Below are 18,664 nucleotides of genomic sequence, written 5' to 3'. Positions count from 1 at the left end.
CATAACGGTGCATCCTTTTTTAATCTGCTTTTCTTACATTCGTCCGGAAAGGGTAAAGCAAAAAATGAATCAGAATGAGAATAAGCGAGATTCCGATTAGCCATCCCAAAGGGAGGTTTAGAAATGCCCCGATAATAATTAATGCTGGCGCAATCATCAAGGCTAGGAAACTATTACTTGCGCCTGAATCATAATAATTTTCTTTTCCACAATGTGGACAACTCATTTTAATTCGAAACAGATTCCTTAATGTTGTTAAATAACTCCATTGTTTCTTACAATATGCACATGCTGGTGTCTCCATCTATTTCACTTCCTTTACTTTTCACCTAATTGAATTGACCGATCACGTGCTTGTCGGATACACGAAAAAATCATTTCTTCAAAGTTATGACGATCTAAATCGGCAATACCAGCCTCTGTTGTTCCTCCTGGACTTGTAATGTTTTTCCGCAGCACTGCTGGTGTTTCACCAGATTGCTTTAGCATGTTTCCAGCACCAATGACCGTTTGGGTAATGAGATCCTTAGCAGTTTGCCTGTCGAGGCCAAATTCCATTGCAGCTTTTTCCATCGCTTCTACAAAATAATAAATAAAGGCTGGACCACTGCCAGAAACAGCTGTAATCGCATGCATATCCTTTTCATCGACAAGCTTCGTCATACCTACAGTTTGAAATAATTGATCCGTTTGTAAGAGATGCTCCGTTTCGACATATTTCCCTGCCGAAAGTGCTGTCGCAGAATGTCCAATGAGAGCGGATGTGTTTGGCATTGTACGTACAACTGGAATTTGTATGTCCAGAAGTTGCTCCATTTTTTCAGTCGATAACCCAGCAATGGTCGAAATAATTAATTGCTTTTCATTCAAATAAGGTTTTATCGACGCAATCGATTCCACTGCATCCTTTGGTTTACTAGCCAAAATAATAATATCAGCATTCCTGAAGACTTTTTCTTTATCTGAAGAGCATTGAACGTGATAGCAATTTTCAATGTATATTAGTCGTTCTCGATTACTTTTATTGGTTACATATATATTTTCTTTTGCTACAACTTCGGATTTAATAATACCAGATAGGATCGCCTCTGCGAGGGATCCAGCTCCTAAAAATGCAATTCTTTTATCCATGTGACAACCTCCTAAGAAATTAAAAAAACTGATTCTGCATCCTTAACAAAGGACGGAATCAGTTTCCGCGGTACCACCTAATTTGGCAATCATGCCCATCTCTAAATTGATAACACAGTTTCCTGCGGTTAGTTTATCGCTAACGACTCCTAGGTAGGTTCATACACGCTATTTCGCAGGGATCTTCCAGCTTATAAATCCCTTTCTCTTTCCGATAGTCATTGTATTACTGGCCTATTCTCCGTCTCAAATCATTTAATTGCTATGACTATAAGCTCTTATCTTTATTTTGTCAAGAAATTATCTGAATGACACCGTATTTGATATAATAAGTTTATCAATAAAGGTGAAAGGAATCAAAGCATGAATCAATTACAGCAATTAAAACAGGTCCGTAATGAACTTACACGCTTCATGATAACTTATAAATTTGGTCTAGATGAAATGAATACAAAATTGAATATACTAAAAGAGGAGTTTCAACATATACATTCTTATAATCCTATTGAACATATCAAATCACGAATAAAATCTCCAGAAAGCATTCTCAAAAAAGTGTATCGTAAAAATTTAGATATATCGATGGATGCAATTCGTGAAAATATTAAAGATATTGTGGGAATTCGTATCGTATGTTCCTTTATTTCCGATATTTATAAGGTAAGTGAAATGATTCAAAACCAACAGGATATTACAGTTGTAGAAGTAAAAGACTATATAAAACATCCTAAATCGAATGGATATAAAAGCCTCCATCTTATTTTATCGATTCCAGTATTTATGTCAGATCGAACCGAACAGGTTTATATCGAAGTTCAAATCCGCTCGGTTGCCATGGATTTCTGGGCAAGCTTAGAGCATAAAATCTACTATAAATATAATGGGGAAGTTCCCCAGCAGTTAATCATGGAATTAACGGAAGCAGCAAATGTAGCAAATAAACTGGATTCTAAAATGGAGAAACTAAATAATGAAGTGAACAATATCAAAAGCAAAGCAGCAGAGAATGAAGATATTCATTTTTTACAATTAAATGAGGAGGATAAGGTTCATCTCCCATTAAATTTCTTACAATCCTTCCTTGATAGGGAAAAGTAATATGAAAAAACCGCTGAAAAACAGCGGTTTTCTTTATCTCCAATTATTATACTTTTGATTTCAAATGGAGGAGGTAGAGGGATTCGAACCCCCGCGCGGTTTGACCCGCCTGTCGGTTTTCAAGACCGATCCCTTCAGCCAGACTTGGGTATACCTCCATAACGATTAGAAAACTGAGCATTCTTTAAAGGGATCCTTAGAAGGCGTTCTTTGCTTTCTAAGAAAAACTTATACTCTGGAATGCAAGCTTTTAAGTGAATGCTTTTGTTGTTTATACAAATAAAAAAGTTCTATACTTGCTTATTTGCCAAGAAATAATATATCATGCTCAAAAATGAATGTCAAATTTTTGGCCATTCCATGCTAGATAAGAGAACACGGAGGTATGAATAACCTCCGCACAAGTCCCATTACTTCATTACTTCTTTTCCACCCATATACGGTCGTAATACCTCTGGGATAACAACAGATCCATCTGCTTGCTGGTAGTTTTCCAAAATAGCTGCTACCGTACGTCCGATTGCAAGTCCAGAACCATTTAACGTATGCACATATTCTGGTTTCCCGTTCGCCTCCCTGCGGAAACGTATACCAGCCCGACGTGCTTGGAAGTCTTCGAAGTTAGAGCAAGAAGAAATCTCACGGTATGTTTCCTGGCTTGGAATCCATACTTCAATATCATATTTTTTAGCTGCGGTAAACCCTAGATCAGCTGTACACATGCTCATTACGCGATATGGTAAGTTTAATAGCTGCAATACTTTTTCTGCATTACCTGTTAATGTTTCCAATGCTTCATAGGAATCTTCCGGCTTCACAAAATTAACAAGCTCAACTTTGTTAAATTGATGCTGACGAATTAATCCACGTGTGTCTCGCCCAGCAGATCCTGCTTCAGAACGGAAATTCGTGCTAAATGCAACATATTTTTTCGGTAGATTATCTGCTGATAAAATCTCATCACGATGGTAATTTGTTACGGGCACTTCTGCAGTAGGAATCATGAAATAATCCCAATCCTCCAGTTTAAATGCATCCTCTTCAAATTTTGGAAGCTGACCAGTCCCTGTCATGCTAGCGCGATTTACAATTTGTGGAGGTAGCATCTCTATATAACCATGCTCATCTGCATGGAGATCCATCATGAAGTTTAATAATGCACGTTCTAATCTCGCACCAAGGCCTTTATAGAAAACAAAACGGCTCCCTGTTACTTTAGCTGCGCGTTCAAAATCGATAATATCAAGATTCGTTGCAATGTCCCAATGAGCCTGCACTTCAAAGTCAAATGCCGGAACAGTACCCCAATCGCGAACTTCCACATTATCGTCTTCATCTTCTCCAACTGGAACAGATTCATGCGGGATATTCGGAATGGATAGCATAATATGCTGTAGCTCTTCCTCGATACCCTTCAAGTCTTTATCGAGTAAAGCAATTTGATCACCTAGCTCACGCATTTCTTTAATCGCAGGATCTGCATCCTTCTTTTCTCTTTTCAAAGCAGATATTTCTTTCGTTGCTTCATTGCGCTTTGCCTTTAAAGCCTCTGTTTCTGCAATTAATCCGCGACGTTTTTCGTCTAAAGAACCGAACTTATCTAAATCAGATAAATCCTCTCCACGATGGGCAAGCCTTTTTTGTACCTCTTCAAAGTTATTTCTTAAATACTTCATGTCTAACATAATGATTCCTCCTTTAAGCATTATATAAATTGTTAAATCCTTTAAAAATCAAAAAACTCCCGTCCCTAAATATAGGGACGAGAGTAAGTTTCCCGCGTTGCCACCCTTGTTGAAGATACTATCTTCCGGCTCATCGTTCATAACGGCTCTTCACCGGGTTTACTTACTTTGGATTCTAAATCCTTTCCGTAAACCTGTTCAAGGATGGATTCACAGCAATCTAACACCGATTCTCACCAGCCATCGGCTCTCTTAAGAAAGACATGCTATTACTACTTCCTATCAATACATTTTAATTGATTGTCATTATAATTATTGCTATCATATGCAATTTTAATTCAAAATGCAAGTTTTTCTGGAAAAATTGATTTTGTTGTTAACTAAAAAAGTCCTTTAATCCAATCAACGGCAGCTGTAAATATATTTGCAAAGAAATCACCGATAGATCCGAGTGTAAGCATGAACCAGTTTGATTTTTCTACTGCTTCATCTGTTACAAGGTCAATTTGGCTAGTTGAATCATCAAAAATATAACCATAATCAACATCACCATCATAAACAAGCTCTGCTGTTCCGACTACTTCGCCTTTTTCAATTGGTGCTACTAATTCACCGTCTTCATTTAATTTATCCTCATCAATATGATATTCAATACTGTACAATTCTGCTTCATCTGCTTGAATTGGAATACGTACTGCTTCACTTAATGAAACGTTAACTTCATCTTGTTTTCCTTTTGCTACAGGAACTGTGCCTTGATCCTCAGACTGGTAACCAGCAGGGAAAAGCTCCTCAGATTGGAATTTCGAATAGCCATGATCCAGTAATTGAGCTGTTTCTACGAAGCGCTCTGTATCACTACTCGTTCTCATAACAACCGTAATTAATCGATTACCGTCTCGAATTGCAGTACCTGTGAAGCTGTGGCCTGCCAAATTTGTAAAGCCTGTTTTTAAGCCATCTACACCTTTATAGAAAAACTGTCCTAAATTTTCACCTTCATGTGGAAGCATATAATTCCAGTTGCGGATGGTTTGTCCATCAAATTCAGTCACTGGAATTTTAGCAACATCGAGTGCACCTGGATAATCATTCACAAGGTGATAACCAAGCTGTGCAGCAGATCGTGCTGACAATAGGTTCGTCCCATTTGGGTCTGTTCCTTCTGGGTGATTACCATCTAGGTCTTCATTGTCCAATCCTGTTGAATTTACAAATTCAGCTTCAGATAGCCCTAACTCTTCCGCTTTTTGATTCATTAACTTAACAAATTCGCCCTCTGAACCAGAAATTAATTCCGCTAAAGCAATCGTTGTGGCATTATCTGAATTAATCGCCATTGCTTCATATAATTCTTCAACTGTATAATCCTGTTGTTGTTTCAATCCAACACCCGAAAACACCGTATTGGCAGAAATACTGTAAGCATAATCACTAATCTGCGTAGTTGTATCCCACGAGATTTGACCATTTTCGACAGCTTCCCATACGAGATATTCCGTCATCATTTTCGTCATACTTGCCGGTGGAAGCGCAACATCAGGGTTTTTTGCGTATAAAACCTTTCCTGTTTCTGCATCGACTAGAATTGCCGATTCAGCACCTATATCCAATGACTCTGCAGCGTTTGCAGTAAGTGGCTCTGTTATAAACAATTGTATTAGTACAAGCATCGCAAGTACTAATGGAAAAATCTTCTTCATGCTGTGTTTCAACTTTCTGTACCTCCAACCTGCGGTATAACCTTTTTAATTTTGCCATTCTCTCTTTTGAATAAGCTATCTGTTATTTTACCACATAAAAATATAAAAAAATAGATGCTAGAGATACCAAGCATCTATTTTTTATTCATTGCTATTATAAAAGGCAGTTCAAATTATAGAGCCTTAATTGACTGAATAATTTGGTGCTTCTTTTGTAATTTGTACATCATGCGGATGGCTCTCACGTAATCCAGCACCTGTTATACGTATAAACTGTGCATCATTGCGCAATGCATCAATTGTTCCTGTTCCACAATATCCCATACCAGATCGTAATCCGCCTATTAACTGGTGGAACGTATCTGCAAGTGCACCTTTATAAGCAACTCTTCCTTCAATACCTTCTGGAACAAGCTTTTTATTGTCTGAATCACTCTGGAAATAACGATCCTTCGAGCCTGCTTTCATTGCGCCAACAGAACCCATTCCGCGGTATACTTTATATTTTCTGCCTTGATAGATTTCTGTTTCTCCAGGGCTTTCCGTTGTCCCTGCAAACATACTGCCAATCATGACTGCATGTGCTCCAGCAGCCAATGCTTTCACAATATCTCCAGAATATTTAATTCCACCATCGGCAATGACTGGAACACCGTATTCTGCGGCTGCTACAGCACAATCATGTACTGCTGTAATCTGTGGTACTCCGACACCAGCTACAACTCGAGTTGTACAAATTGATCCAGGTCCAATTCCAACTTTTACAACAGATGCACCTGCTTCAATCAACGCTTTTGTTCCTTCAGCAGTAGCAACGTTACCTGCAATAATGTCTAAATCAGGAAATGCCGCTCTTACTGCTTGTAGTTGATCGAGCACGCCTTTTGAATGTCCATGAGCAGTATCAATCACAATCGCATCGACACCTGCTTCGACAAGCTTTTCAATTCGAAGCATCGCATCTCCCGTTACACCAACTGCAGCTGCTACAAGTAAGCGACCTTGCTCATCTTTAGCTGAATTCGGGAACTCAATAACCTTCTCAATATCTTTAATTGTGATTAAACCTTTTAAAATGTTGTTTTCATCCACAAGTGGGAGCTTTTCAATTTTATATTTTTGGAGAAGTTTTTCAGCTTCCTCTAATGTTGTCCCAACTGAAGCTGTAACAAGGTTTTCACTTGTCATCACTTCCGAAATAGCAATAGAATAATCCTGAATGAAGCGCAAATCACGATTTGTTAAAATGCCTACAAGCTTCTGTTCTTCAATATTGTTCACAATTGGTACACCAGAAATGCGGTATTTGCCCATTAAGTGCTCTGCATCATATACTTGATGGTCAGGTGTAAGGAAGAATGGGTTCGTAATAACTCCACTTTCAGAACGTTTAACACGGTCTACCTGCTCAGCTTGTTCCTCCATCGACATATTTTTATGAATGACACCGAATCCTCCTTGGCGTGCCATTGCAATTGCCATTTCTGCTTCTGTAACAGTATCCATACCAGCACTAATAAATGGAGATTTTAACTTCAAATTGGATGTAAGCTGTGTACTAAGATTAACGGTATTAGGCAAAACCTCTGATTTTCCTGGTATTAATAATACATCATCAAATGTTAAACCTTCTTTTGCAAACTTATCTTCTCTCATTTTTAATTCCTCCTTATGAAGTTTATGTATGGTGTATCTATCTATCGTTCAAACTATATAGAGGATGTCCCAAAAGTCCGGTAAAAATGACACATCGAGAGTGATAGAACTTCGACGCCCAGGGCGTTCTAATGTCGGTGTTGCGACAAGGTTTTTCGGCGGGGCGAGTAATCGCAGGCCCAGGACGTTGCAACTTTAGCCGACCTCGGTCCTTTTTATCCTCCTTCTGAGCACACATTTATATATACGAATATCTATTTTTATATACATTACTCTAATACGCTTGGTTTTTCAACAAAGTTCGATTAGAAACAAAAAATAAATAGATTCAAAATTTTATAATAGTTAAGAGGTCATAATTATGATAACAGTCGATGAATTTTATACGTATTTAAACGCACAACAACATGCCCAAAGCTTTTTATATCAATGCTATTTAGGAATGGAGGATGCAGAAGCAAAAAGCTATCAAAATTACAGCACTTTCATGTATTTGCTCGATCATAGCCAGCGTTTTTATGAAAATGGTAAAAAATCCGATGAACTTGTTCAGCCTGTTTTATATTTTTACGGTATGGTGCATTTATTAAAAGCATATCTTCTAACGAAACGTCCGGACTACCCAGAATCAACCTCGCTGCTCGCTCATGGCGTAACTGCAAGGAAACGAAAGAAAAAGTTCTATACATTTACAGATGATGAAGTAAAAGTACAACAGCATGGCATGTTCCCTTATTTCTCGGAGCATTTGTACGCCACTAAAAGAATCCCTTTTGAAAAAATTCGCATGGAAACGCTTTTTAGCTTACTACCTGAAATGAGTAATTTTTTCGCTTTACAGAAGCAGGAGAAACTAACTGTCATTGGCTCAGCAAACTCGGTTCATCTACAATTCCCAACCAAATTATTTGATAACTATCATTTAACAGAAAAGGCATTTATAGCACGCATACAAAACTATCTTCCAGCTATTAAGGAGATTAAATCTGGAAAATTAATGCTTGATATAGAACTTGAAGATTACGTTGATTTTTCGAATGGTCCTTTTTTCAAGCATATGGATAATAATCAGCTTTATTTTCCAGCAAACCGGGATTCCTTTCTTCCTATTTCAGAAGTAATGATTCATTATTTGTTGCTTTTTAATCTTAGTATGCTCTGTCGCTACGAGTCAGAATGGTGGGGTGACTTATTTGTATCCAAGGCGGATATGGATTACCCTTTAATCCACCATTTTCTACAAGTTACTGCACAAAAAATCCCAAGGCAAATTGGTAGTGAGATGCTAGCAATGAAAACGACGTTTGACAGCCTAACATAGCCTACATATAAGAATAGGGAGCTATAGCTAGCTCCCTATTATTTCTTCAATATAAAGTTCGGGCATTTGATCCAATGAGATAATCGGTTCATCTGGTTCGATACGAATCATTGGCTTTGTCGGTTTTGTCGTTTCTATAAAAACAATTTCCCCATGTTTTCCATTCGAGAGGATTATCTTCTTTCCAATCAAAAAATGAACGAAATTGTCGATGAATACGTTTACTACCTGCGCATCGAATTTCATATATCTATCCTTTTCGATTGTTTTTATTGCATGAAATAAGCTTTGTGCCTTTGCATAGATACGATTACTTATTATCGCGAAATATGTATCACTTACTGCGATAATTTTAGCAAATACATGGATTTTTTCATTCGTAATACCAAGCGGATAACCACTTCCATCTAGACGTTCATGATGCTGGAGTACACCTAATTTTACCGCCGCTGTGATTATTGGTAAATGCTCAATCATTCGATACGAATACGTAGGGTGATTTTTAATAGCTTTCCATTCATCTTCTGTTAACGTTCCCTTTTTGTTCAGGATAGAATCATCCACTTTTACCAATCCACAATTACTAAGTAATCCTGCTATTCCACTTTGAAGCCATTCACCTTTCGAAAGCCCCATTTTCCTACCGATAAATGCTGAAAGAAGGGAAACTGCAACACTATGGAAATACATATAATCCTCCTGGGTACTATATGTATGAAGCCTATATATTTTTTCGGCCTCTATTGTTTCTGTACATTCCAATAGTGGTATGATCAATTTACGAACAACTGAGATATCAATTGGCATCCCATTTTGCCATTTTTGAAACTGTTGTTTATATGCAGCCACCACATTTAGATAACTCTCAGCAAATGGAAGACTTTTTTCGTTATCAATTGAATTTTGCTTCTTCATATGCTGTTTTTCCTTTGGCTGAACAGGTTTTCCTAAAAAGGAATCACCGTTAGACAAGGTAGATGATACATCTACCGACTCAACAAGGAATTTTTCAAGAATTGTAATATGTTCTTCTTTTAATATGGTGTTTTTTAGGATGATTGGACGATTTGTCTTGCCTCTTACTTCCTTAAGTAATACACATCCTGGAATTAGACTTGAAGGTTTTACTCGCATATCGGTTTCCCCCATTTTCTCAGATAGAAGGTAATACTTCATTCCATTAAGATTCTCTTCCTTCGCATAGACTGTTAGCAGCACAAGGTTAAAAGAATCAGTTTTTTTATTTCCCCAGCATAGAGGGGATTCCAGTTCGTATCATATGTATAAAGAAGATGACTCAGGATGTACACTACTTTCTGAGTCATCTATAGATAGATTCCAATTATTCTTCGTTCGTATCTGTCTCTGTGCTTTCTTTTTCTGAAGTTGTATCTTGTACAACTTCTTCTTCTGCTGTTTCCTCTTCTTCCCTATCTACCTTAGCAACCGTTGCTACTTCTTCTCCATCCTGTAATCGAATTAAATGGACACCTTTTGTACTTCGTCCAGTTGTTGAAATCTCTGCTACTGGAATTCGAATTAATACGCCTGCTATGGTAATCAACATGAGATCCTCTTCACCTGTCACATCTTTTACAGCTACAACATGACCAGTCTTCTCATCGAGTTTACATGTGAAAACACCTTTACCCCCGCGGTTAATTTGACGATATTCCGCTTCTGGTGTTTGTTTACCAAAACCTTTACTTGTGACATGGAGAATTTTTGAATCAGGCTCAATGATCTCCATGGATACGACTTCATCATCTTCTCGTAACGAAATACCTTTAACACCTGCTGCAGTTCGTCCCATTTCTCGAATTTGTGTCTCTTCGAATCGGATCAGATAACCATTTTTCGTTGCAATCATCATATCCTTATTGCCATCGGTTAATCGAACGGAGATTAGCTCGTCTTCTTCACGAAGTCCAACTGCAATTAAGCCACCTTTACGGATATTTGCAAATTTGGCCAGGGAAGTACGTTTAGCAATTCCATGTTTCGTTGTAAAGAATAGGAACGCATCCTCTTCATAGCTATTTACAGAGATAACTGCATTGACCCATTCCCCTTTTTCAACCTGAAGCAGATTGATGATTGGAATTCCTTTTGCTGTCCGATTGAACTCTGGAATCTCATACCCTTTTGCACGATATACCTTTCCTTTATTGGTAAAGAAAAGCACCGTATCATGTGTGGATGTCGATACAAGATGTTCTACAAAATCATCCTCATTCGTTCCCATTCCTTGAATTCCTCGACCACCGCGTCTTTGTGTTCGGTAGGTAGATGCAGGTAAACGCTTGATATACCCTTGATGTGTAAGGGTTATAACAATGTTTTCTACTGGAATTAAGTCTTCGTCCTCGAAGAATCCAGCTCCACCAGCTACAATATCCGTACGACGATCATCATTAAAACGTTCCTTAATTTCAGTAAGCTCTTCGCGAATTATTTCAAGTACTTTTTCTTCATCCGCTAAAATTGCTTTTAACTCATTAATCAGTTTTTGCAATTCACTGTATTCTTCTTCAATCTTCTCACGCTCTAAACCTGTTAAACGCTGCAGGCGCATATCAAGAATAGCTTGAGCTTGCTTTTCTGAAAGCTTGAAACGTTCCATTAAACCAACTCTTGCAATGTCTGCAGTTTTAGAGTTACGGATTAAGGAAATTACTTCGTCTAAATGGTCTAATGCGATGCGTAAACCTTCTAAAATATGTGCACGCGCTTCTGCTTTTCTTAATTCAAAAGCAGTACGACGTGTAATAATTACTTTTTGATGCTCTAAATAATGCTCTAGGCACTGTTTAATAGTTAATACTTTCGGCTGGCCATCTACTAATGCAAGCATATTAATTCCAAATGTTGTCTGTAGTGACGTATGTTTATACAAATTATTTAAAACAACATTGCCATTCGCATCACGGCGAAGCTCCATCACAATGCGCATACCATTTCGGTCAGACTCGTCACGTAAATCTGTAATTCCTTCAATCCGCTTATCCCGAACGAGTTCTGCAATTTTCTCAATCAGTCTTGCTTTATTAACCTGATAAGGTAATTCTGTTACAATAATTGTTTCTTTTCCATTTGAACTTTCTTCGATATTCACTTTCGCACGAATTGTAACCGAACCTTTTCCAGTTTCATATGCTTTTCGGATTCCGCTGCGACCTAATATTTGGCCGGCAGTAGGAAAGTCTGGACCATGGATATAGTCTTCCATCAATTCATCTACCGTGATATCCGGATCTTTACTCACTGCAAGTACAGCATCAATTGTTTCTCCCAAGTTATGTGGCGGAATATTGGTTGCCATTCCAACCGCAATCCCTGATGTACCATTGACGAGTAGATTAGGGAAACGTGCTGGGAATACAACAGGCTCCCGTTCAGATCCATCGTAGTTATCCTGATAATCAATTGTATCTTTATTGATATCACGCAATAACTCCATCGAGATTTTTGACATTCTCGCTTCAGTATAACGCATTGCAGCTGCTGAGTCTCCATCAACCGATCCAAAGTTTCCATGACCATCTACAAGCATATAACGATAGCTGAAATCTTGTGCCATCCGAACCATTGTCTCATAAACTGCTGAGTCTCCGTGTGGATGATACTTACCGATAACTTCACCAACAATACGTGCTGATTTCTTATGCGCCTTATCAGAATGCATCCCTAAATCATTCATCGCATACAAAATTCTCCGATGAACTGGTTTCATTCCATCACGTACATCTGGTAATGCACGCGACACGATAACACTCATTGCGTAGTCAAGAAAAGATGTACGCATTTCCTTACTAATATTAATCTCTTGAACATTTGGACGTTTTTCCTCTGCCATTCCTTCTTTACCTCCTATCACTATTTAACATCAATAGTGATTACCTTCGAAAAATAACTACTCTACTTTATTTATCCAGTTCCGTTGCTTGTCATTATCTGGGAAAGCCCGCTTCACTTTTCGCTGTCTAGCTGCACGTGGGCTAGCGACTACAGTCATTGTCAATGGACACTTCGAGCGCTAAAACCATGCGCTCTACGGTCCCATGTCACTGCCTTACGTCGCTGGGCAAGCCCGCTTCACTTTTCGCTGTCTAGCTATGGCTCCTGGAAACTACGGTCATAAGCAATTCACACTTCAAGCACTAAAACCATGTGCTTTTCGGGCCTTGCTAGCCTTTCATTTCTAAACAGTCGCTTTCGCTTTCCGTTTAGATATCCAGGTTTTTAACGTATTGGGCATTTTCTTCGATAAAGACCCTTCTTGGTTCAACTTTATCTCCCATAAGCATGTCAAAAACTTGGTCTGCGTCGATTGCATCGGATAATTCAACTTGAAGCAGTGTACGTTTTTCCGGATCCATTGTTGTATCCCATAGTTGCTCTGCATTCATCTCACCAAGACCTTTATACCGCTGAATACCTGGTTTTGGTGCCTTTGGTATTTCTTCTAAGATACGGTCTAATTCTTTATCATTGTAAGCATAGTATTGTGTTTTCCCTTGTTTCACTTGATATAATGGAGGCTGTGCAATATAAATATATCCATGTTCAATTAATGGACGCATATAACGATAGAAAAACGTTAATAATAATGTTCGTATATGTGCTCCGTCAACATCTGCATCTGTCATAATGACTACTTTATGGTACCTTGCTTTCGTAATATCGAAATCTTCGGAGATACCAGTACCAAGGGCAGTAATCATAGCACGTACTTCATTATTGGATAAAATACGGTCAAGTCGAGCTTTCTCGACATTCAAAATCTTACCACGCAATGGAAGAATAGCTTGAAAATGACGATCCCTACCGGATTTCGCTGAACCACCGGCAGAGTCTCCCTCAACAATATAAAGCTCACTAATTGATGCATCCCTAGACGAACAATCTGCTAGTTTTCCAGGTAAACTGGAAACGTCCAAAGCACCTTTTCTTCGTGTCAATTCACGCGCCTTTTTTGCTGCTAAACGTGCACGTGAAGCCATTAATCCTTTATCGACAATTATTTTGGCAATTGTCGGGTTTTCATATAAGAATTTTGAGAATGACTCACTGAATATAGAATCTGTAATAGCACGTACTTCACTATTTCCTAGCTTTGTCTTCGTCTGCCCTTCAAATTGAGGGTCTGGATGTTTTACAGAAACAATGGCTGTCATCCCTTCACGGACATCATCTCCAGAAAGGTTTGTGTCATTTTCTTTGATCAGGTTACTTTTTCTTGCGTAATCATTAATCACACGAGTCAAACCACTACGGAACCCAACTTCATGCGTCCCGCCTTCATACGTATGAATATTATTCGCAAAGGAATATAAATTGCTCGCAAACCCATCGTTGTACTGAATGGAAACCTCGATAGCAATTCCTTCTTCTTCTCCTTCAGCATAGAAAGGTTCGTGAAGTACCTCTTTATTTTTATTAATAAATTCAACGTAAGAGCTGATTCCGCCTTCGTAAAAGTACGATTTCGGCTCGCTATCTGTTCGCTTGTCTTCAACAGTTATCGTTAACCCTTTATTTAAAAATGCCAACTCGCGGAGACGTTGTTCTAATGTTTCCAGGTTATATTCAGTCGTTTCAGTAAAAATTTCCGGATCTGGCGTAAAATGCGTAATTGTACCAGTAATATCGGTTTCGCCAACTACTTCAATTTCCCCAATTGGGACACCTTTTTCAAAGCCTAAAAAGTGGATTTTATTATCGCGATGAACATGCACCTCTAAACCTTTAGATAGAGCGTTCACAACAGAAGCACCTACACCATGTAATCCACCGGAAACTTTATAGCCTCCGCCACCAAATTTACCACCGGCATGCAAAACGGTCATAATAACTTCTAATGCTGGTCTTCCTGTTTTTTTCTGGATATCAACTGGAATCCCACGCCCGTTATCTTTTACTGTAATACTATTATCCTTTTCAACGATGACCTGAATATGATCACAATATCCAGCCAGTGCTTCATCAATACTATTATCAACAATCTCCCATACAAGATGGTGCAAACCTTTCTCACTCGTAGATCCGATGTACATTCCAGGTCGTTTGCGTACGGCCTCCAGACCTTCTAATACCTGTATTTGGTCAGCATCATATGCTTGGTTATCTGTTATTTTGTCTTCCATTGACATTTTCTCACACTCATTTCTATTGAAGTACACGTAATACGGTAAAAAATCATCTATAATTAGCAGTGAATTTAGATACACTGTTGGTTGTTACTATTAGGAAACTGTACAATTTGAATGCTGCGGATAAATAAAGTACCGAAGCAGCGACTAGCGATACATGCTTCACAAGAGGCTTAATCACATGCATATTTATACTTATAGTGAAAATATGCATCTGCTCTATACATTGTAAAACAGGGGGTTCTTCTTTTTTGCCTATGGAACAATTTCATCCGAATAATCGTCTAATTTATTTATCGCCCGAATCATGCTCGATCTTTTCTTTAACGTAGAAACCGATAAAGAACTGTAATAAATTGTATTCTTCGTAATCATGACTGATTTAGCGTTCTTTTTCGGACCAATTATCTGTTTCTTCTGATGTGCTGTAGCCATCATCTCATCCATAATCGTAGATGATGACACCAAATTATAATCAATAATAGCAACAATATCTTCCGATTGAATTACATTGCTATCCCCAATATGAATAAACACGGTACCACACTCCACCTCTGATTTCAGATTAGTTGTCCACACTTCCGTCTATTACACGAAACAGCTCTGCTTGTTTTAATGTATCATGATGAATTCCATCCACACTTGTTGTTGAAACGAAGGTTTGAACACGCCCTTGAATGGTATTTAATAAATGCGATTGTCTGTAATCATCTAATTCACTTAAAACATCATCCAAAAGCAGAATTGGATATTCTCCGATTTCACCGTAAATGAGTTCAATTTCAGCTAATTTAATGGATAGTGCAGTTGTCCGTTGCTGCCCTTGGGAACCATAAGTCTGAACATCCTTTCCATTTACATAAAAAATCAAATCATCTCGATGTGGTCCAATTAATGTTGTACCGCGTTCAACTTCTTTTTCTTGTACTTCTTTAAATTTATCTCGATAGATAGTACCTATTTTTTCCATGTTTGCATCTTCTGATACTTCTATTGTAGCACTGTAGCGAATTTCAAGGTTTTCCAGCTCTCGGCTTATTCCATGATGGATTGGCTTAGCCCACTTACGTAATAAATCCATGAAAACAAAACGTCGTTCTAATAATGTGGAGGCATGTTCAATCAGCTGCTCTGATAATACCTCTAACATTGTAAAATCAGTCGTACGTTTTTTCTGCATTTGTTTTAATAAATGATTGCGCTGTTTCAGTATTTTTTGATACTGTCCCAAATGATAAATATATCTCGGCTGTATTTGACCAAGCTCCATATCGATAAAACGTCTGCGTGTTTGGGGCGGCCCCTTAACAAGCGTTAGATCCTCTGGGGCAAACATCACAACATTCATTGCCCCAATGTAATCACTTAAGCGTTTTTGCTCGAGCCGATTTAATTTAGCTTTTTTTCCTTTGGAAGAAATAATGATTTCAAGGGGAATGGAATGATTACGCTTTGTTATTCTACCTTCTATTTTAGCATATTCTTTATCCCACCCGATAAGCTCTTTCTCACGTGGGGTTCGATGTGATTTAGTAAAGGCCATTACATAGATTGCTTCCATCAAGTTCGTTTTTCCTTGTGCATTTTCACCAATAATGACGTTCACTTTATCATCAAAAGAGATATCCAATTTTTCGTAATTACGGTAATTTGTTAATTGAAGCTGTTCAATGTGCATGCAAATTAATCCTCTTTTTCCTTCGTTTTATTGGTAAAAATTCACATTGCACGTGCATGAATGACCAATAAAATTAAATTCTAATCAACAGGGTAGCGTTGGATGCAATCAGCTTACGACAATATACGAGCCAACATCTTCTATTTCGACTACATCTTTTGGATAGAGCTTTCTCCCACGTCGATGTTCTATTTCTCCATTTACTAATACACCTACATCTGCTAGAAAGGCTTTCACCATTCCACCGGACTCCAAAATATTAGTCAGCTTAATAAATTGGCCCAAAGTGATGTATTCTGTATTTATTTTAATTTCTTCTTGCATGTTCATCACCAAATTCTTATGATTTTTTAAAACAAGCACATCTTTTTAGATGATGTGATAATGCGAAACTTCATTCCGCAGAGGTTTTCTTTTGCCCCCATGAAATGCATCGGGAGACAGTCAGGCCTTTGAACAGAATCAGAAGTTACGGACTGTTAATCCTCATTTTACAGGTTTTGGTTCTTAGACTAAGAGGCGGGATATTACAGTTTTTTAATACGAGATAAAAATACGATGTTAGAAAAGAAACAAATTAAATTTCGATTCCACATCTGTAAACATCCTTTTATTTGTCTTATATACCTATTTTACTAAAGTTTTGGGTGAAAGGGAAGGTAAGACCTCTAATTGTCATAAAAACGCGCAAAAGGGCTTATATTTTGCTATGAACGAAAAAAAGCCCTTATTAGAGCTTTTTTCGCAGTCAGGCAATTAAAATTTGAGTGCTGTGTATAACTTAGTTGCCGAAACAGACACGTTCACAAAGTGCCAATGACCAGCGAGACTGCTACGATAAGACGTTGCGATGGGTAGTCTGGAAGGGCACTTCGCTTTTGTGTTAAGTTTTTTAGAAGGTACGAACAGGTAAAATTAATTGTAATATTGAATCCTCGTTCAGTGGATGAATAACAAATGGCCGCATAGCACCTGTGAATTCGATGATCACCTCATCGTATTCAATTGCTTTTAATGCATCAATCATATATTTCGAGCTGAATGATATCTTCAACTCTTCCCCCTCCATTGCTTGGATGCCGATTTCCTCTACGACATTACCAACTTCTGGTGAGTTACTAGAAATTTCAATGACAGAATCATTTGGTGTAAAAAGCCTGACGACATTATTACGTTCTTCTTTTGCAAGAAGTGATGCACGATCAATTGTATTGAGTAATTCTTTTGTTTTTACTTGAATCTTCGTTTTACTTTGCTCTGGAATTAGTCGAGAGGTTTCTGGATAATTCCCATCAAGCAAACGAGATAAGAAATTTAAATGCTTTGTACGGAAAAGAATTTGATTGTTTGTAACACTTATTTCAACCGTTTCTTCCGTATCATCAAGTATTTTATATAATTCGTTTAAGCTTTTCCCTGGTACAACAACTTGCTGAAATGCAATGTTAGCATCTGCTACAGGGATTTCTCTTTTTGCCAAACGATGACTGTCTGTTGCTGTAAAAGATAGAACTTTGTCAACTAATTTCAAATTAACGCCTGTCAAAATTGGTCGAGTTTCCATTGTGGATACTGCGAATACAGTTTGTTTAATCATACTTTTCAACAGATCAATTGGCATTTCAAAGCTATCATCCGTTTGTAGCTTAGGTAATAGTGGATATTCCTCTGCATCTTGACCATTTAGATTAAATTCAGCTTTTCCAGACCGAATGGTAACTTTCAGATTGGAATCAACTTCAATTTCAACTGTATTCTCTGGTAGTTTGCGAATAATATCTGGGAAATATTTTGCTTGTAAAACAATAGATCCTTCCTCAATTTGCTCTACATATACCATATCATCTTCTTCTGCTGGTATGTAAGATTCAATGGAAATATCGGAATCACTTCCTGTTAGTGTAATTCCGTGTTGTTTTGCTTCAATTTTCATTCCAGTAAGAATTGGAATAACGGTCCTCGATGAGATTGCTTTCATGACATCCTGTATACCTGCAATTAATCGATCACGTTTGATAATAAATTTCATGAAAATATCCTCCTAATTTGGAAGTTCTTTTATAGATTGTTCAAAAGTTAGGTAAAAATGTCGGATTTACTTTCTAACTCTTCTTATTCCTTTTTGAACATGTATTTATATATATATTTATTTTTATAAAAAACAGTAATAATAGTAATAGGCGCTGTGATTATGTGGATAAGTGCATTTCCATCAAAACCAGTAAAGTTTTCCACATGTG

At 37.8% G+C, this 18,664-nt stretch carries 14 protein-coding genes, 1 tRNA gene and 1 other annotated feature; of the genes, 2 read left to right on the top strand and 13 right to left on the bottom strand.

The annotated features are described in order from the left end of the window. Window positions 1-19: 19 nt before the first annotated feature. Together NST46_RS06830 and proC are read right to left on the bottom strand one after the other, a co-directional pair. The gene (locus NST46_RS06830; RefSeq protein WP_118889303.1) at window positions 20-304 is read right to left on the bottom strand and encodes a TIGR04104 family putative zinc finger protein; all 285 of its coding nucleotides are present in this window, start codon (window positions 302-304) and stop codon (window positions 20-22) included. Window positions 305-318: 14 nt separating this feature from the next. Next, window positions 319-1,131: a pyrroline-5-carboxylate reductase gene (proC, locus tag NST46_RS06825; RefSeq protein ID WP_095313969.1), complete on the bottom strand. Its 813-nt coding sequence runs from the start codon at window positions 1,129-1,131 to the stop codon at window positions 319-321. 363 nt (window positions 1,132-1,494) lie between these two features. Between proC and NST46_RS06820 the strand changes: the two genes are divergently transcribed. Then, complete coding sequence (locus NST46_RS06820) at window positions 1,495-2,229, top strand: GTP pyrophosphokinase (RefSeq protein WP_341136976.1); 735 nt, start codon at window positions 1,495-1,497, stop codon at window positions 2,227-2,229. Between the two features lie 65 nt (window positions 2,230-2,294). Here the strand turns inward: NST46_RS06820 and NST46_RS06815 are convergent. The 4 genes from NST46_RS06815 to guaB form a co-directional block, all read right to left on the bottom strand. After that, window positions 2,295-2,387: transfer RNA gene (locus tag NST46_RS06815), tRNA-Ser, on the bottom strand. A gap of 252 nt (window positions 2,388-2,639) precedes the next feature. Then, window positions 2,640-3,914, bottom strand: a complete 1,275-nt coding sequence (gene serS / locus NST46_RS06810) for a serine--tRNA ligase (protein ID WP_095313972.1) — start codon at window positions 3,912-3,914, stop codon at window positions 2,640-2,642. Between the two features lie 70 nt (window positions 3,915-3,984). Continuing rightward, window positions 3,985-4,209, bottom strand: a binding site (T-box leader). Window positions 4,210-4,294: 85 nt separating this feature from the next. Beyond that, entirely contained in the window at window positions 4,295-5,629 is a 1,335-nt protein-coding gene (locus NST46_RS06805; protein ID WP_341136975.1) for a serine hydrolase, read from the bottom strand. Window positions 5,630-5,800: 171 nt separating this feature from the next. Then, window positions 5,801-7,273: an IMP dehydrogenase gene (guaB, locus tag NST46_RS06800; protein WP_341136974.1), complete on the bottom strand. Its 1,473-nt coding sequence runs from the start codon at window positions 7,271-7,273 to the stop codon at window positions 5,801-5,803. Between the two features lie 361 nt (window positions 7,274-7,634). Between guaB and NST46_RS06795 the strand changes: the two genes are divergently transcribed. Then, window positions 7,635-8,594, top strand: a complete 960-nt coding sequence (locus NST46_RS06795) for a YaaC family protein (protein WP_095313977.1) — start codon at window positions 7,635-7,637, stop codon at window positions 8,592-8,594. A gap of 27 nt (window positions 8,595-8,621) precedes the next feature. Here the strand turns inward: NST46_RS06795 and NST46_RS06790 are convergent, their stop codons facing one another. The 7 genes from NST46_RS06790 to dnaN all read right to left on the bottom strand — a co-directional run bounded on the left by NST46_RS06790 (window position 8,622) and on the right by dnaN (window position 18,453). Continuing rightward, window positions 8,622-9,728: an HD-GYP domain-containing protein gene (locus NST46_RS06790; protein ID WP_341136973.1), complete on the bottom strand. Its 1,107-nt coding sequence runs from the start codon at window positions 9,726-9,728 to the stop codon at window positions 8,622-8,624. Between the two features lie 208 nt (window positions 9,729-9,936). Beyond that, window positions 9,937-12,450 (bottom strand): DNA gyrase subunit A, encoded by a 2,514-nt coding sequence (gene gyrA / locus NST46_RS06785; protein ID WP_340002647.1) that lies wholly within the window; start codon window positions 12,448-12,450, stop codon window positions 9,937-9,939. Between the two features lie 370 nt (window positions 12,451-12,820). Next, window positions 12,821-14,746, bottom strand: a complete 1,926-nt coding sequence (gene gyrB, locus NST46_RS06780) for a DNA topoisomerase (ATP-hydrolyzing) subunit B (RefSeq protein WP_095313981.1) — start codon at window positions 14,744-14,746, stop codon at window positions 12,821-12,823. 255 nt (window positions 14,747-15,001) lie between these two features. Next, the gene (gene remB / locus NST46_RS06775; RefSeq protein ID WP_095313983.1) at window positions 15,002-15,283 is read right to left on the bottom strand and encodes an extracellular matrix regulator RemB; all 282 of its coding nucleotides are present in this window, start codon (window positions 15,281-15,283) and stop codon (window positions 15,002-15,004) included. Window positions 15,284-15,311: 28 nt separating this feature from the next. Further along, window positions 15,312-16,424: a DNA replication/repair protein RecF gene (gene recF / locus NST46_RS06770; protein ID WP_095313985.1), complete on the bottom strand. Its 1,113-nt coding sequence runs from the start codon at window positions 16,422-16,424 to the stop codon at window positions 15,312-15,314. A 108-nt stretch (window positions 16,425-16,532) separates the two neighbouring features. After that, window positions 16,533-16,748: a S4 domain-containing protein YaaA gene (gene yaaA / locus NST46_RS06765; protein WP_095313987.1), complete on the bottom strand. Its 216-nt coding sequence runs from the start codon at window positions 16,746-16,748 to the stop codon at window positions 16,533-16,535. A 568-nt stretch (window positions 16,749-17,316) separates the two neighbouring features. Continuing rightward, complete coding sequence (dnaN, locus tag NST46_RS06760) at window positions 17,317-18,453, bottom strand: DNA polymerase III subunit beta (RefSeq protein ID WP_251659713.1); 1,137 nt, start codon at window positions 18,451-18,453, stop codon at window positions 17,317-17,319. Window positions 18,454-18,664: the final 211 nt, after the last annotated feature.

The sequence above is a fragment of the Oceanobacillus sp. FSL W7-1309 genome (assembly GCF_038002145.1).
Classification (GTDB): domain Bacteria; phylum Bacillota; class Bacilli; order Bacillales; family Amphibacillaceae; genus Oceanobacillus; species Oceanobacillus profundus.
This window is presented reverse-complemented; position numbering and strand designations above follow the sequence as displayed.

Excerpts from the sequence above, each read along its gene's own strand:
- NST46_RS06790 (WP_341136973.1), bottom strand. The coding sequence starts at position 9,728 with ATGCGAGTAAAACCTTCAAGTCTAATTCCAGGATGTGTATTACTTAAG.
- dnaN (WP_251659713.1), bottom strand. The coding sequence starts at position 18,453 with ATGAAATTTATTATCAAACGTGATCGATTAATTGCAGGTATACAGGAT.
- serS (WP_095313972.1), bottom strand. The coding sequence starts at position 3,914 with ATGTTAGACATGAAGTATTTAAGAAATAACTTTGAAGAGGTACAAAAA.
- NST46_RS06830 (WP_118889303.1), bottom strand. The coding sequence starts at position 304 with ATGGAGACACCAGCATGTGCATATTGTAAGAAACAATGGAGTTATTTA.
- proC (WP_095313969.1), bottom strand. The coding sequence starts at position 1,131 with ATGGATAAAAGAATTGCATTTTTAGGAGCTGGATCCCTCGCAGAGGCG.
- gyrB (WP_095313981.1), bottom strand. The coding sequence starts at position 14,746 with ATGTCAATGGAAGACAAAATAACAGATAACCAAGCATATGATGCTGAC.
- recF (WP_095313985.1), bottom strand. The coding sequence starts at position 16,424 with ATGCACATTGAACAGCTTCAATTAACAAATTACCGTAATTACGAAAAA.
- yaaA (WP_095313987.1), bottom strand. The coding sequence starts at position 16,748 with ATGCAAGAAGAAATTAAAATAAATACAGAATACATCACTTTGGGCCAA.
- NST46_RS06820 (WP_341136976.1), top strand. The coding sequence starts at position 1,495 with ATGAATCAATTACAGCAATTAAAACAGGTCCGTAATGAACTTACACGC.
- gyrA (WP_340002647.1), bottom strand. The coding sequence starts at position 12,450 with ATGGCAGAGGAAAAACGTCCAAATGTTCAAGAGATTAATATTAGTAAG.
- guaB (WP_341136974.1), bottom strand. The coding sequence starts at position 7,273 with ATGAGAGAAGATAAGTTTGCAAAAGAAGGTTTAACATTTGATGATGTA.
- NST46_RS06795 (WP_095313977.1), top strand. The coding sequence starts at position 7,635 with ATGATAACAGTCGATGAATTTTATACGTATTTAAACGCACAACAACAT.